Annotated in this window: 15 protein-coding genes; 5 read left to right on the top strand and 10 right to left on the bottom strand. The window is 60.9% G+C overall.

Annotation, left to right across the window (positions count from 1 at the left end; translation table 11 throughout):
• Nucleotides 1-54: 54 nt before the first annotated feature.
• A complete protein-coding gene (locus AABQ55_RS36365; protein ID WP_272809580.1) occupies nucleotides 55-483 on the top strand; it encodes a hypothetical protein in 429 nt (142 codons plus the stop codon).
• Between the two features lie 163 nt (nucleotides 484-646).
• Complete coding sequence (locus tag AABQ55_RS36360; RefSeq protein WP_272809579.1) at nucleotides 647-2,545, top strand: caspase family protein; 1,899 nt, start codon at nucleotides 647-649, stop codon at nucleotides 2,543-2,545.
• Nucleotides 2,546-2,614: 69 nt separating this feature from the next.
• On the opposite strand, the gene AABQ55_RS36355 is transcribed toward AABQ55_RS36360, so the two are convergent.
• Nucleotides 2,615-3,001 carry a hypothetical protein gene (locus tag AABQ55_RS36355; RefSeq protein ID WP_272809578.1) on the bottom strand — a complete coding sequence of 129 codons (387 nt, stop codon included), beginning with the start codon at nucleotides 2,999-3,001 and terminating at the stop codon, nucleotides 2,615-2,617.
• A gap of 79 nt (nucleotides 3,002-3,080) precedes the next feature.
• Nucleotides 3,081-3,524 (bottom strand): hypothetical protein, encoded by a 444-nt coding sequence (locus tag AABQ55_RS36350; protein WP_338341964.1) that lies wholly within the window; start codon nucleotides 3,522-3,524, stop codon nucleotides 3,081-3,083.
• Between the two features lie 254 nt (nucleotides 3,525-3,778).
• On the opposite strand from AABQ55_RS36350, the gene AABQ55_RS36345 reads away from it, so the two are divergent.
• Nucleotides 3,779-3,985 (top strand): hypothetical protein, encoded by a 207-nt coding sequence (locus AABQ55_RS36345; RefSeq protein WP_272809576.1) that lies wholly within the window; start codon nucleotides 3,779-3,781, stop codon nucleotides 3,983-3,985.
• Nucleotides 3,986-3,993: 8 nt separating this feature from the next.
• On the opposite strand, the gene AABQ55_RS36340 is transcribed toward AABQ55_RS36345, so the two are convergent.
• From AABQ55_RS36340 to mobC, 3 genes are read right to left on the bottom strand one after another with little or no spacing between them, the layout of a single operon-like run.
• Nucleotides 3,994-4,479 carry a hypothetical protein gene (locus AABQ55_RS36340; RefSeq protein WP_272809575.1) on the bottom strand — a complete coding sequence of 162 codons (486 nt, stop codon included), beginning with the start codon at nucleotides 4,477-4,479 and terminating at the stop codon, nucleotides 3,994-3,996.
• The gene (locus tag AABQ55_RS36335; protein ID WP_272809574.1) at nucleotides 4,479-6,542 is read right to left on the bottom strand and encodes a relaxase/mobilization nuclease domain-containing protein; all 2,064 of its coding nucleotides are present in this window, start codon (nucleotides 6,540-6,542) and stop codon (nucleotides 4,479-4,481) included. The genes AABQ55_RS36340 and AABQ55_RS36335 overlap by 1 nt, the downstream gene beginning before the upstream one ends.
• A complete protein-coding gene (gene mobC, locus AABQ55_RS36330) occupies nucleotides 6,532-6,900 on the bottom strand; it encodes a plasmid mobilization relaxosome protein MobC (RefSeq protein ID WP_272809573.1) in 369 nt (122 codons plus the stop codon). The genes AABQ55_RS36335 and mobC overlap by 11 nt, the downstream gene beginning before the upstream one ends.
• Before the next feature lie 481 nt (nucleotides 6,901-7,381).
• On the opposite strand from mobC, the gene AABQ55_RS36325 reads away from it, so the two are divergent.
• Both AABQ55_RS36325 and AABQ55_RS36320 read left to right on the top strand, forming a co-directional pair.
• The gene (locus AABQ55_RS36325; protein WP_272809572.1) at nucleotides 7,382-8,065 is read left to right on the top strand and encodes a ParA family protein; all 684 of its coding nucleotides are present in this window, start codon (nucleotides 7,382-7,384) and stop codon (nucleotides 8,063-8,065) included.
• Nucleotides 8,062-8,442, top strand: coding sequence for a hypothetical protein (locus AABQ55_RS36320; RefSeq protein ID WP_272809571.1), 381 nt, complete (start codon nucleotides 8,062-8,064; stop codon nucleotides 8,440-8,442). The genes AABQ55_RS36325 and AABQ55_RS36320 overlap by 4 nt, the downstream gene beginning before the upstream one ends.
• 19 nt (nucleotides 8,443-8,461) lie before the next feature.
• Here the strand turns inward: AABQ55_RS36320 and repC are convergent, their stop codons facing one another.
• The 5 genes from repC to AABQ55_RS36295 form a co-directional block, all read right to left on the bottom strand.
• Nucleotides 8,462-9,676, bottom strand: a complete 1,215-nt coding sequence (repC, locus tag AABQ55_RS36315; protein ID WP_272809570.1) for a plasmid replication protein RepC — start codon at nucleotides 9,674-9,676, stop codon at nucleotides 8,462-8,464.
• Between the two features lie 162 nt (nucleotides 9,677-9,838).
• Entirely contained in the window at nucleotides 9,839-10,849 is a 1,011-nt protein-coding gene (gene repB, locus AABQ55_RS36310) for a plasmid partitioning protein RepB (RefSeq protein ID WP_272809569.1), read from the bottom strand.
• On the bottom strand, nucleotides 10,846-12,063 hold the full coding sequence (gene repA, locus AABQ55_RS36305; protein ID WP_338341965.1) for a plasmid partitioning protein RepA: 1,218 nt from the start codon (nucleotides 12,061-12,063) through the stop codon (nucleotides 10,846-10,848). The genes repB and repA overlap by 4 nt, the downstream gene beginning before the upstream one ends.
• A 590-nt stretch (nucleotides 12,064-12,653) precedes the next feature.
• Nucleotides 12,654-13,196 (bottom strand): hypothetical protein, encoded by a 543-nt coding sequence (locus AABQ55_RS36300; RefSeq protein WP_272809689.1) that lies wholly within the window; start codon nucleotides 13,194-13,196, stop codon nucleotides 12,654-12,656.
• A 447-nt stretch (nucleotides 13,197-13,643) separates the two neighbouring features.
• A complete protein-coding gene (locus AABQ55_RS36295) occupies nucleotides 13,644-14,186 on the bottom strand; it encodes a hypothetical protein (RefSeq protein WP_272809688.1) in 543 nt (180 codons plus the stop codon).
• Nucleotides 14,187-14,588: the final 402 nt, after the last annotated feature.

Here is a 14,588-nt window from a genome sequence, read left to right as displayed (position 1 = left end):
CGTTCCCCATCGAAAGAGCTATCAATATCAGAACAGCGAGAGGAGAGAGCACTCATGTTGAAATCCGTTCTACCGGTAACGCTGCTTCTAGCAATGGCTGGTGGCTTGATACCCGCTCGTGCTGGCGGACCTGACGAAGTTGTTGCGGGTATCTATGCCAGCCACCCTTGGACGGATTTATCTCCGGGCGGTCACGGTGCATGGCATGTAGAACCTGCGGTGGCCTGGGGGCGTGGCGCTGCGGATGCCGGAAAGGCGTTGCTTGTCGGACCGATCACACAACCGGAAAAAGTTGACACGGAGATCGTGGCTTCCGGTGAGTATGAGGCCAGGGTACGCGCTGTCCTTTCCGGCAAGGACGGCGTTACCTACATTCTCAACTTCGGCATGATCGGTGACGACGATGAAGATGACAGATGGCGTATCATGGAGGTGTTTACCGATGACGGCAGATACCTCTCCGAGGTGCTTGCGAACAAATAGCCCCCGATCGATCCTCCCACCGGTGGCACGGCCACCGCAATTCGGCAGGCGAGCGCGGATTGCCGCTCCGGTTGAGGCTGCGAAATAAAACCCGCTCCAGACCCGTTCCCCTTTCGCCGACAGCATCGAGCTTCAGCTCATTTTTTCAGGTTGGGGGTAGTCAATGCGTCTCAAGAATGCCTGCAGTGCCGCCTTGCTTTATACAGTTTATGCGGTCTCGTCAGCGCGCGCGGACACGGCGGCAGACCTCGCTGCCTGTGCCGACGAACGGGTCAAGACGGCAATGCTGCCGATCGAGCAACTGGCCGACGCGGAGAGTTCCTGCACCCGCGTTCTGGAGGATACGGCGAGCGATCCGGACAGGCAGAAGGCTGCATTTTTCCGCGGGCTCACGCGCTTTCTACAGGTGATGCAGGCGGGCATGGTGCTCGATGCCAATGCCGATGGTTCGATTCCGGAATACAAACTGCCGACACAGGAGGACGTGGCCGGCGCCCTGGCCGATGTCCAGACGGCGATCGACCTGGAGGGCCCCCTGAAGGGAGAGGCCCTCGCCCTGCGCGTCACGATAAACCAGACCATCGGGCAGCCGGATGGTGTCGCCAGCGACATCGAGGCGGCGATGCACGCAGCGCCAGCGGACGCGACGCCTTTTGTCCAAAGGGCGCTGGAGACCGAACGCCGGGGTGATCTGGCTGCCGCGCTCTCCGACCTTGATCAGGCTCTCGAGAGGGACGCGCGTTCCGGACCGGCGCTGATTGCCCGCAGTCTTCTGCTGCGTCGGGTGGGACATCTGGCGAAAGCGCTGGAGGATCTGACGGTGGCGATCGCGCTGGGGCCGCCTTACCGGCGGCTTGCGCTCATCCAGAAATCGGAAATCGAATCCCGCACGGGCGATCTGCGGGCCTCGTTCGACGACATGCTCTCGGCGGCTCGTGAAACCGACGACATGTCCACCGAGGATGCCCACGCGATGAATATGGACCTGTTGCTTCGCGCAGGGGACCTAGCTCTCGACAGCCTGAAGGACCCCGCTGCTGCCGAAGGCCTTTACAACGAAGCGGCAAAGCTTTCGCCCGGCGACTGGCGCTGGCAGCTCGGGCTGGGACGCGTGGCCGAAGCGCGTGGACAAAAGGAAAAGGCCATCGAGATTTACAATCGAATCCTCGATGGAACCCGCACGGTCCCGAACCTGCTGGAGCGGAACGATGCCGCCTGGCGCCTTAAGCGATTGACGCAGCCTGTCCTGCAGCGGCGCGCCGGAGAATTTGCGCCCGGCTTCGAGTTCGGTATCGTACCGGAAAATCCGTCGCCCGATGGATTGAAGCGGCTCGCCTTCGTCATCGGCTCCGGAAACTATACCGCGCTGTCCAGCCTGCCCAATGCCCGGCGTGACGCCGCGATCGTCGCAAACCGGCTGGCCGATATGGGATTCGACACGGTCGAGATCGCGGAGGACATCGATAGCAAGAGCATGACCAATCTCCCCGCCTATATTGGTGAGCGAGCGCGGGATGCGGATATCGTGGTCGTGTTCTATGCAGGCCATGGTGTCGAAACCGGTGGCGTCAATTATCTCGTGCCTGTCGATGCTGCCATTGGAAACGAAACGGATCTGCAAACAACGGCGCTGGCGCTGCAGGACCTGACGGCGGCGGCAAGCAAGGCGCGCCAGGGCGCGCTCGTCATCATCGATGCTTGCCGCGACGATCCGTTTGTCGAGGCGAAGGCGGTCGCGTCATCGCGCGGCCTTGCCCGTGTATCTGCGGATTCGGTGCCCGAGCGCATGCCCATGGGCCTTGCCGTCTCTCCCACGCCCGCGGCCAACAATGTGGTTCTCCATTCCACCCAGCCCGGAAAGACGGCAGCCGACGGCAACGGGCTGGACAGCCCGTTCGTGATTGCCCTCCTCCAGACCCTTTCGACGCCGGGCCTGACGATGGACGAGGTGGTCCGGGAAACCGCGGCGCGCGTATCGGATCTGACCGACGGCAGACAGATCCCCACGGCCTATGGCGACGCTTCCTCCATCCGGATCCTGCCCGGCGGCGCACAGCAATAACCGCCCGCCCTTGTCTTTCGGGCCGCATCCGGATGAAGCGGTTGGCAGATGGATATGGAGCGCCGCCGGCTATTCGTCGCTCGATGTTCGAACCACCGAGATGGCCGCGTCGAACATCATGGCGGAGCCGACATGCCATGCGGTGAAGGGAAGCCCCATTCTGCCTTGCACCGTCACCTCCTTGCCGACCGCATCACTCCAGCGCGCGGCTTCGTCATCCTTTGGCGCCAGATGGATATCGCGAAGGACGACATCCGCATGATCACCGTCCACGTCCTCTATAGAAACACATTGCCCATCCTCGACAAAGACGACAAAAGCCCTGATGGACGTCCCGTCAGGGTGTTTGCTTTCGACAATACGCAACTGCCCCGAAATCGTCGATGGCGGGGCAAGGCATTCATTCGCATAGGCCGGTGCGAAGCCCGCCAGAAGCGCACCACCGAGATATCCCATTCTCACAAGCATCCTGCCTCCCGATGTCGCCCCGTCAGAGTACTCGTGCATGGCGCTTCTTGCGCAAGCGCCCCCCGGATTACCCGGCCTTTCGATAGGTGAAGGGCCATACCGGGGCATTGTCCTCCTGCGGCAACTCCCCCATCGCCGCGGGATTGCAGGTGCCGATCGCTGTCAACGCACCGTCAACGCTCCTCTGGAACGGATGCACCGTTACGCCGAGATCTATGCGGTAGAATTCGTTCTGCTCCGCATGATGGGCCAGGAAAACGTTCGCGTCGGCCTGCTGCACATCCAGCTTTCCGGTGTAGGTAATGAACCTGTCGCCGCCTTCCGCATGCTCCTGCAGCTCTCCGGTCTCCGTATCGATCCAGAAAAGAACCGGGTTTCCCAGTTCCTTCTCGGCGGCGGATATCGTCAGGGGTCCGGACGTGCCGACTGATTCTGTGACAGCAACCGGAGCGCAAAGCAATGTTGCCGCATGAATAGGCAAGGCGGAGAGAAAACCGGCTGCAACGATCAAGCGAAGAACACACGACATTATGGACTCCCACCAGGCACCGCTATCCGCAGTCTAGCAGGCGAGACCAAAGCCGCAATGGTTGCGCGCGTCTGCATATGCGAAACGACAGTCGTCTGTGGATCGCTATAGTCTCAATCGTCTCAGACCGTTAGGGAACGGAAAGAGACGATTGAGACAAGCGCATACGCAAAACTCAATGCGCTCACCAAACCCTATCGCAGGGTATCCAAGAAACTGTAAACGAGGTCACCACGATGGAAACTGTCACGATCGAAAATCGCAGCGATCTGGCACAATGGGCAATCGAGCGGGCAAAGGCGATCGTTGCGGAGGAAGGCGGCAATCTTTGCCTTGCGGCGCTCGACCAAGGTGACGAGCAGATCGCTGACGCGGCCAATGCCCTTGGCCAGGCCATCGTCGACGCCCTGCTGGAGGTTTTCGACGGCCTGACGCAGGATTAAGACGGGCCCTATCGCTCCGCGCCATCCCGGTCATTGCCGCACTGGCGTTCCTGCTCGGCTTGCCGGAGGATCTGCTCGCGCTGTTCGTCCTGTGCATTTTTGGCAGCGCCGGCCTGCTCACGCGCAACGCGCGCGGCGCGGCCGGCGGCGATCGCCTGCTGCTGTGCGGCAATGGCAGGATCGACATTCGTGGGCGTCGTACGATCGAGGGCCTGGCTGTCATCGGCGCGCGCCGCCGTCTGCGTTCCCTCTCCCCTGCCCGCTTGCATCGTCGACGGCATCTGCTGCATTTGAATATCACGGCGCTGTTCTTCGAAAAGCGCCGCGATTTCCTTGCGCATGTCCTCGACTGCCTGGCGCTCGGCGCCACTGTCGACCATCCCTTCGAGGCGATCCATCGACCTGTTGGCGCGCGCAACGCGCTCGTCGAACTGTTCGAGCGATAGGGTCACAGCGTTTTCCTTCTGCTGTTTGAGGTCTGTCAGTGTCGTCATCACGTCCGCAAAGGCGTCGCCGGTTTGGCATGCGCCCGTCGCCGATGCGCATCGAAGCGGTTCTGCAACCACGCCGTCGGCGCACCATCTTTTCCCGAGTCTGCGGCTTCCACTGTCACGGCCGCCTTCAATCCCGCCCGTAGCAGGCGCGCTTCAGCGTCACGAGACACCTCCTGCATCTCGGCGCTGGGCCCGAACTCATCGGTCTGCCGGGCCAACTCTCGCTCGACCTTGCTGACGCTCACCGAGGTGGGCATGAGAACCGCCACCATGTTGCCGTCCAACAAGACGGAACCACGGCCCACGCCGATGGCGCTCAGTATCCCTGTGGCCACCTTTTCCTGATCCTCCGCTTGCTCGACCGCAACCCGGAGAAGGACGAACCCCTTGGCAGGTTGGGCAGCGGCCGCAGCGAAGCGATCCGCTGCTGCGATGACCGATGGCTTCGCCCCGGCCTCTTTCAGTGCGATGGCCGTCGCCTGCCATATCGGGGCAAGGGCAAGATTGCCGTTGGCGAGCGTTGCATGATCGGCAACGCCTGCCCGCTTGCGCTCAACACGCTGGTTGACCGTGGCCGACTTCAGATAACGTGGATCGGCGCGGCCCCGCTCATAGGCGCCGGCCTGTGCCTGGCTATAGGGCCGCGTCGCCGCAACATCGGCGCGACGCGTGGCGACCATGGCTATGCCGTGCTCGCGCGCCTTCGCTGCGAACCCCTCCCGCCATGCGTAAAGTTCCGGCTTCGTCAGCCGCAATGCCTTGCCGACATCGTCACGTGCCGAGATCATCGCGTGGACATGCACATGACCGGTACCGGGGTGAGGGGCGGTGATCCAGCGATGACCCGCCACCTGCTCGCTGAGGAAGTCACGAACGGCGTGCTTCATCGCCTCCACATCCGTGCCGGCACGGGCCGAGAAAATCACATGGAAGGCGTTGCGCGGTTCGACGGTGCGGATGTCTGCAGACCAGCCGCGCCAGATCCCGTCGGCAACATCCTTCACCGCTGCGCCACGCTTGACCGCCTCGCCGGCGCTGGTGACGACGTGCTTCTCGCTTCGGAGAAACCTTTCGAGAAAATACCGGCCCGATTTCTCGGAAACCGCGGCGCCGACAACCCGCACCTCGGCAGACACGCCGGCATCCGACATCCTGCCTGCGATATCCGCTTCGGCCTTATCGAGCGTGCGTGCCGGCCCTTCATCCTTTTCGCGTGCCCTCAGCGCGCCGGCGATCTTCCTCGCGGGCAAGCTCGTGACGGCATAGACGGAGACACTTCCATCCTGGTGACGAGAATAGAGAAAGGGTTTGGCGCCGAAGGCTGCATTCAATGCGTCGTGCAGTTCTTCGTCGCTGACCGCGTCCGCCGGCTTGATCGACAGATTGGCAACAGCATCCAGGGCGTAGGGTTCGCGAAACTCCGATACCCAGGCCTGAAGGGCAGCGGCGCGTTCCTCGCGGCTGGCAATTGCGGCCCCGTCCTGGTCGAATATCGGAATATCCGCTTTGCCCTTCTCACCACTTTCCTTCTCAACCTCGCGCGTTCCCAGATAGGTCATCAGGCCGGCGGCCGACGCCCTGCTCGAAACCGTCGACGTCACCTTGATCACCACGGGCTGCGCGCCGGCTGCGATCGCCGCCCGGCTCGTGCTCTCGGCCGACGCCTGTTTCGCGGCGGTCGGCCGACCATCATGCGATCGGACGAAACTCGGCCCCTTGGTCGATCCCCCTCCCCCGCCGCCTTGCCTTTGGAGCTCGTCATCCATTTCCGGGTTCGCGCCCGCACCGAGAGTCCCGACCAAAGCAATGATTTCCCGAGGTGCGCCCTGCGCTGGCTGCAGGATGGCGTCGATGGTCGTCTCATGGGCGGCGACGGCCGCCATTCGGCTTTTCCTGCCGATACCGGAAGGCATGGACAGCGGCTGTGGAGCCTCAGCGGTCAAGGCGATTCTCATCGCTCCTGCCCGCCGGCGACGCTCGTCCTCCTCATCGAGAAGGGATTTCGCCCGCTGCACCGTAAAGCTCTCGATGTCCCCGAGCAGGCCGGACCAGTCATAGGCCATGGCTGCCCCTCCTGCGCTCCTGCCGGCTGATCCGCAGCATCAGATCGACGTCCGCCCGCAGACGAAACACACCCTCAAGGAGGCGACGTAGCGCAGCGTCGAGATGCGGTTCGTAGCCGACGCGGCCTTCATTCATCGCCCGGACCGCCTGGTTGAGATTGATGCCGATGCGCCGAAGCTCCTCATTGGTGCCGCGCAAGGCCAGTGCTTCGGCCGGTCCGACCGGGAGCGGCAGACCGGCCTGGTCGCGAAACAGCAGCCGGATCACGTCGCTGGCGGTGCGATCGTGGCCGCAAAGGTCCGCCAGAGCTTGCCGCTCCTCCGGCCTCAGACGCACCCTGACCACCTCGCTGCGCATCGTCTTCCTTCCTCTTGCCAGGTTGCCGGAGGCGACCCCGGAGCGCCACCCGCGCGAACCTGAGCCCTGCCGGAGGCGGGGCGACGTCGAGTTTGTACCACAAACTTGACTATCCTGCCACCTAAAACAGAACTATATTTTATTCCAAATTCATCATCACAGCACAAACACCCTTGCCGAAGCTCCCACCGCAGCAACTCACCTCCGACGCCACTCGGTCCCGTTAGCAGTTGCCCATTGTTCATGCGATCATTGCCAGTCGCACTACTGGCAATTGCCAATTACCCATTAACCACTGACAGTTAACCCCCATGCGGTTGCTCATTGTCAACGGGCAACTGGCAATTGCCCGTTGGTCATCACCCGTTGTCGGCGGTCAATCATCAATCATCAACGGTGAACGAACAATGGGCAACGAATGCATTGCGGAAAGAGAGACGAGGAAATAACTATAGTTTATTCGCAGAATGAAGGAGCCATCATGATCGTCACCATCGCCAACCCGAAGGGCGGAACCGGCAAGACCACCCTCGTCCGCGCGCTCTCCGGCACGGCCGCCCATGCCGGTAACGACGTCTTCCTGATCGATGCCGACAGCCGCGCCAACACGATGCGCTGGGTCACGATGTCGAAACAGATGGACGTCTGGCCCGACCGGCTGGAGGCCGAAAGCTGCCTCGACCCCAACCAGATCTACAAGCTCGCTCTCCAACATCAGCAGGAGGGCAAAATTGTCTTCGTCGATGTCGAGGGCACGACCAACGAAAACCTGTTCGCCGGTCTCTACTGTGCCGACATCGTTCTGATCCCGTTGCAGACGACCCAGGACGACGTCGTTGCCGGCATGCAGCTGGCGCTGAACCATGTTCCGGTGGTCGAAGAGGATCAGAAACGCAAGCTCCCGACGATGATCGTCATCAACCAGCACGATCTGGTCACCGGCCGCGCCAAGGCGCATGAACCGCTCCGGGAAATTTTGCGCGAAAGCGGTGTCGCTCTGGCCAGCCAGCCGATCGCGCGCCGCGCGTCCTATCAATCGATTGGCGCCGCCGGCACGCTCCAGACATCCGCGAAGCCGGATCCGAAGGCGATCGCGGAAATGGAAACCCTCCTTGGCGAGCTGCTTTCCCTCTACCGGTCGAAGACCAGCGAGGTAAAGCAATGAGCGAGGGCACAGACAGCAAGAACCTCGTCCTCGGATTGATCTCGACGGGCCGCGACCGCCCCGCGGTTCGAGAGAAGGTAGCGCCCGCTGCAAAATCCGCTGCGGAAGACCAGGCGCCGGCACCATCAGCGAAGCCGCCATTGGCGCGCGGACAGCTCCGTGACATGGTGGCCAGGGGCGAAAGCCGCGACCCGGTCGCCGGCAAACGCTTCCGTGACACGGAAAAAGTCACGACCGGCATCCATATCCGCGCCGAGGTCCACAAGAAGCTGAAGATCCTCGCCGCGATCGAGCGGCGGAAGTTCAACTCCTACATCGAGGAGGCGATCGACGACTATCTCGAAAAAATCGCCGAGCGGATTCCCGATATTTCCTGAGCGGGAAAAGGGAGAGCTGCTACGCACTTCGCTTCGCGGCCTCCCCGTTCGCCCTGAGCGCCGCCATCAGCATCGGACCGAGGCCAAATTCACCGCGCTCCGCCTTTCGGGTGAGGTCGCGCAGATAGCCGCCGGGCGAGGTGATATGCTCGGCGCGCTCCAGGATGCAGGCGACCGCAATCGCGGCATTTTCCGGCCCCATCACCTCGCACGCCTCCTGGTAGGCCGACGGACTGACTCCGAGCGCCGATCGGACTGTTACGGCGGCCGTCATCAGCTCGCGCCAACTCTCGATGCGGCCGCCGGCCGCGTAGTCGGCAATTTGCGGGCAGGCTCTCAGCACCAGTGGTAACGGGTAAGCCTTCAGCGGCTCGACAATCCGGTTCGGTTTTTGGCTCGACATCTCGCCCTGCTCTTTTTCAGAGCGAGGTTCAAATTCATGGAAGGATTCGGGTTTTGAATTCTGTATGTGACGACCGTCATGGCTGTCATTGACGTCCGTTTTTTCTGCTTTTACCTGAATTTCCAGACGGTTGATGACTTCCTCGCGGAGAAGCTCCATTTCTTCGAGCACTCCGTCGACATCTTCGCGACGAGGAGAGCGTGGCAGACGGGCCAGGAGCGCGATGTACATGCCCTCGATCGTCGCCCAATCGCCATCCGCGCCCTCGTCCATGGCGGCCGAGATCAGCTTGCGAACGTCGCGGCGGCAGAGCGACAACGCCTCTTTCGCGCGCTTGAACTGAAGACGCTCGGCAGCGAGCCGCTGTGCCAGGCTGGCCAACTCGCTCGCACGGGCGAGCAGAGGCGCGAGGCTGAAGCCGAATGCAGCCTCGATGTCCCCTCCCCTGCCCCGATGTGCATAGCGCTTGCCATTCGGGCTATCGCGGCGTTCGATCAGGCCGGCGTCGACCAACGCGGAAAGATGCCGGCGCAAGGTCGTGCCGGCGATGCCGTGGGCGCGCTGAGACAGCTGGTTATTCGACGGGAAAACGATCAGGCCGCCGCTCTCATCCGAGAGTTCATCGTTCGGATAAAAGCTCAGCAGCGCCTGCAGCACCGTTATCGAACGATCCTGGAGGCCGAACACATCCTTCGCCTCGCCGACGTCGTTGAAGACTTTCCACTTATTGACCGCCTTGCCCGCGTCGCGGTCGGCGGTTTCGAGCTGGCCTCTCACCAAGGCAAGCGTCATCGGCCGCCCATGGGGCGTTGTCACACGTCCAATCTGCATTTTCTTTCACCTTTCAAAGGGCAAAAGAAATCCACTCACCAAAACGGTGCCAAAGACTCTTGACTGTGATTCGTGGAAATGCGATTCTCGACCTTGTCACAGAATACGAGAGAGGCTTCCACGGTTTACCGATTGGGGGCCTTTTTCTTTTGCGATATGCTCCTACTTGTTCTCACTCGTGGCATTTGCCTCGGACGCGGCAAATTCTTCGTAGATATCCGGCAATTTGCGCAGCAGGAATTGCGCAAATTCCCCAGTATGCTTCGTCGGGATCGTCAGCTTCACGGCACGTTTGCTGCTTTGCGCGGTCGCAATTTTGCGCCCCTCACCCGTCTTAATGATCTGTTCCTCGGACGCCTTCTCTTTGCGCACGGAAACGGTTTTCAGCGCACTTTCGAAGCGAGCATCGCTGGAAAGAGCTTGGAAGTTTTCCCTGCTGATAAGCTCGCGCCAACTCGCCTCGTGACCAGGATCGGCCAGCAGCTGCGCCAACGCCTCCCAGCGCGGTCGGCCAATCGACGGTGCAGAACCAATAGCTTCGATCAATTCCGTCGATAGGGAACTGGCAAGTGAGATCATGCCGGACAGAACTCCTTTGGACGAAATGGTCAGGGCGTCCATTATGACTTGCCGACGTACCCCTTGCTGATCGAGGCGCAATGCGAACAATGCCTTCTCGATGAAGGAAAGATCCGCTCTGTCTGTGTTCTCCTTACCCTGTGCGCGGATCAAGTCTTCGTCGGAAAGATTGCGAACGATAGCCTTGACCCTACGGCCGAGCTGCCGAAGCGCTTCGACGCGCCGATGTCCAAAGGCGAGCTGGTACTCCCCCTTCAATTCGGGATGGGGGCGCACCAGAACCGGGATGATCTGTTCGGAAGTCTTAAGCCCTTCGCGCAGTTCGATGAACTTCGGATCGGTAAAGGCATCGAGTCGATCTTTCACGAAAGAGCCATGAATAATCTTCGGTTCAAGCTCGACAATCGTCTCGCCGGCTTCAAGCTGCATCCGCAAGGACTCCGCCTGATCCGCTTCGGTCGCAAGATTGGCGATAGCCTGATTCATTGAATTGAGGGCACCAGACTGAACGGCCGGTTTTACGCGCGGGGACGGCTCCGCTGAAGGCTGAATCGGAGAGAGAAAGTCTTTCAGAGCGTCGCGCCTCTTGCTCATACCGTTCGTCCCCACGCCTGCTTCACCAGCTTCTCAATTTCCCCATTGACGCTGTCGAGCGATTCCATGGCGCGATCGTAAGTCACGCGATGGAAGTTTTCGCGGCCGACTTCGTAGAGCGTCTGCTTGGTGATCCCGGCATCTGAGATCGCGGCAGACTTCAGCACCGCATTCGTCAGCACGCGGTCGCCGAAGAGGCTCTTGAGCAACCCGACGATCTGCCCCTGTGGGCCGTCGGCGGGCTCGTAGCGTGTTACGACATAGCGAAAGAAGTCATACTGGGCATTGCCGCCTGCCTTCTCAACGACGCCGAAGAGGCCGGCGGTCATATGGAGAAACTGCGACATGGAGGCAACATCAAGCATCTGCGGATGGATGGTGACGACGACACTTCGCGCAGCGCATAGAGCCGAGAGCGTCAGATATCCGAGCGACGGCGGGCAATCGAGGATAACGACATCATAATTCTGCTCTACGGATGCCAGCGCTGTCGCGATTCTGGTAAAGAACATCTGCTCTCGATTACGGCTACGCTCACTCAGGACGCGGGGGGTGTCGTGCTCGAACTCTTGAAGTTCGAGGTTCCCAGGAACGATGTCGAGTCCGGAAAAATAGGTTTTCTGAATGATGTCGCTGAGTTGGCGCTGCTGCGCATCGTAGCGGATCGCCCCGTAGATCGTTTCGTTCGGACCGAGGTCAAATTCGGGTTGAATGCCGAAGAGCGCCGACAATGAGGCTTGTGGATCGAGATCGACAGCGAGCGTCCGGTATCCTCGCAGCGCGAAATACTGCGCAAGATGGGCGGCGGTCGTCGTCTTTCCTGAGCCGCCCTTGAAGTTCGTGACAGCGATAACCTGAAGCGCTTCGTTTGCGGCCCGGTTTGGCGAGTAGCCTTTTTTATTCGAACTCAGATAGCGCCGGATATCGTGAATCTGATCAAGCGAATAGAGACGGCGCCCTGCCCCGTTCTTCTCTGCTTCCGGGATGTTGCCCTCGGAATTCAAATGGCGAAGATAGGCATCGCTGATTCCGATTAGCTTCGCAGCCTCGCCGGCCATGAATTTGCGAAGCTCCTTTTGCGCCGTAGGAGGGAATGCGCGCGCACGCAACTGCTGAAGTTGCGCGCTGAGTAGATCGGCGTCAGCCTCGATAAGGCTCGTTAGCGATGGGATCGCCGATGCGCGTGCCTGAAGTTGAGTAGCGACTGATTTCATTATAAACGCTCAATCTGGTGAAATCGACAATTGAGCGTAAAAATGATCCGAGTCGGTGACTCGGTCAAGGAAAATTGAGTTAACAAAAGGTTAACGGATTTTCGACCGAGGAAAAGTTCTCAGCTGAGAACTTTCCGTCAGATTCCGGACGGCCTCAGACAAACCGCCGCGCTTCAAGAGCTCCTCGCGTCATCACCGATGCCACTCTATCGAAAGTTCTCAGCTGAGAACTTTTTCGATTCTTGGCGCTTAAAGTGCCGGAGGCTCGGCAGGCATTTGCCGATGGAATCATCCCCAAAGTGGCGGCGCAGCCGCCCTCTGGGGAGAGGAGGAAGGGGGCGTTGGGGGAAGGAGGAGGAGGGACACCGTCCCTCCTTCCCCCAAGGGAGGGTTCAAGGGAGGGGCTTGCCCTTCCCTTGGGGTGGGGGTGTGAGGGGGCGGGGCTCTGCCCTGCCCCTTCATGGGTGAGTTTGAGAGGGGCTTGCCCCTTTCATTAGCCATGGCGGCCGGTCGAACCGGCTGACGTGGCTACCTTGCTTGCATGAGGACGAGAGGCAACCGAAGTCGCCCCTCGTCCTCATGCAAGCTCGTCACATCGGGTAGAACCACCCATCGTCCTTGACGTCACGACCGAGACTTGCCTCCTCCGCCGGCTCCGGTTCATTGGCATAGGTGTTGAACCGAACACCCGTTTCGACGCGGATCATGTCGATGATGGCGCAAAGGCCGTTCAAGTGGGCGTTCCCAATCTCGATCCGCGGCGGCTCGCCGTCCGCGACGAAGTGCCACCGCCCGGTGCGATGATCGAACCATTCCTTCGTCGCCCAATCGACCGAGATGTCGTTGGCGATAAGATCGATCCCATCCAGATCGTCGCTATCGTGGGCCAGTTGCCGTTCCACCACCCAGATTATCTCACCGAGATCCTGAACGTCGGCATCGGCGTTCAGCGCGATCTCGCGCTCGGCGGCGACGGCGCGGCGCGACGAGGCGATAAAGCCATCAAGTTTCTCCACCAGCTTGTCATGCACGGCGCGGCTGAAGTCGTCTTCGCAGGCCAGGCGGTTTGCAAGGACCATGATGCGGAAGCCGGAGAAACTGGCATAGAGTTCGAGATGATTGAAATCAGACATAAGAAGTCTCCTTTTCGATACTGACGAAAAGGTGTCCGCACCGTTGACGCGAGGGGGTCAGGGACCGCTTTAGCGGCCGCCAGCGGCGGCAAGTGGGGGAGCCGATTTTCCGATGGCGCCCACAGGGCGTCAGCAGAAAATTGGGGGAACCGCTCGTCCTTGACGCCGGAGTGTCTGGTGCAAAATAGGAAGGTCAGTAGAGAGGCACCCGCGGCCCCGACCAGGGGCCGCGACCGAATGGGCCGGGGAGGTTTGGAGGGGGTGTCACACCCCCTTCATGGGTGGGGGTGTTTGAGGGGGCGGGGCTTTGCCCTGCCCCTTCATGGGGAGAGCATGAGAGGGGTGGCTTGCCCCCCTCTTCATAGCGCATTCGGCCGGTCGAACCGGCCGAATGCGCTTACTCAACAGAGAAGAGACGGCAGGCGGGTTGCCCTGCCTGCCGTCCTGTCACCAGCCTGCTCCCACTGGCCTTTCGTAGATTTCGGGCTCCAGCTCACTCGCGCCCTGTGGTCCTATGTGCGTGCTGCAGAGATAGACGGTAAAGCGGAAGCCGGTTTCCTCCGCGATCTGCCGGATGATTGGGCCGAGGCCGTCAAGATCGTCGTCGCTCACCGTCATCGATTCGGGGATCGCTCCCCAGCACCAGATTCCGTTGACGGGATGGTGATAGCCGCCGAAGTCCGGATCTCGGTTGATGTAATCCAGCAGATGCCACGGGAAGGAGCCTCGTCCACCGCACTCAAGATCGCTCAGGCATTCTCCGAGCAGGTCGTACAGGCCATCCTGCACCACCATGTCGCACTCCATCCGTGCGAACGTTTCGTATTCCATCGCACGGCTACACGTCTTCGCGTGCATGTCGAGCACATCGATCAAGCGATCATGGACGACCCGTGCAAATCGCGATGTCGCCCCCGTCCGGTTCGCGCGAACCAGGAGTTTGAAACCGCAGAGCTTCGTATACACGGTGAGCAAGTCGAGGTTGGTCATAAGTGTCTCCTTTCGTTTTGACGGAAGGTGTCCACGCTGTAGCCCAGAGGGGTCCAGGACCGCGGAACGCGGCCGCTATGCGGCAAGCGGCGACGGCATCTTGTGCAGTCCGCGCAGCGGAACAACTGCACAAAATGTCTGCGGCGCGCTGTCCTTGACGCCGGATGGGCTGGCGTACACTGGAAGTCACAAAGAGAGGGGTAGTCACGGCGTCGACGAGACGCCGTGTCCATATGGATCGGGGAGGATTGGAGGGGGTGGACCACCCCCGCCATGGGTGGGGGTGTTTGAGGGGGCGGGGCTTTGCCCTGCCCCTTCATGGGGAGAGCATGAGAGGGGGCAAGGCCCTCTTTCAAAGAACATACGGCCGGTCGATCCGGCCGGATGTTCTCCCACTTCCAC

Source organism: Shinella sp. WSD5-1 (genome assembly GCF_963942435.1).
Taxonomy (GTDB): domain Bacteria; phylum Pseudomonadota; class Alphaproteobacteria; order Rhizobiales; family Rhizobiaceae; genus Shinella; species Shinella yambaruensis.
This window is presented reverse-complemented; position numbering and strand designations above follow the sequence as displayed.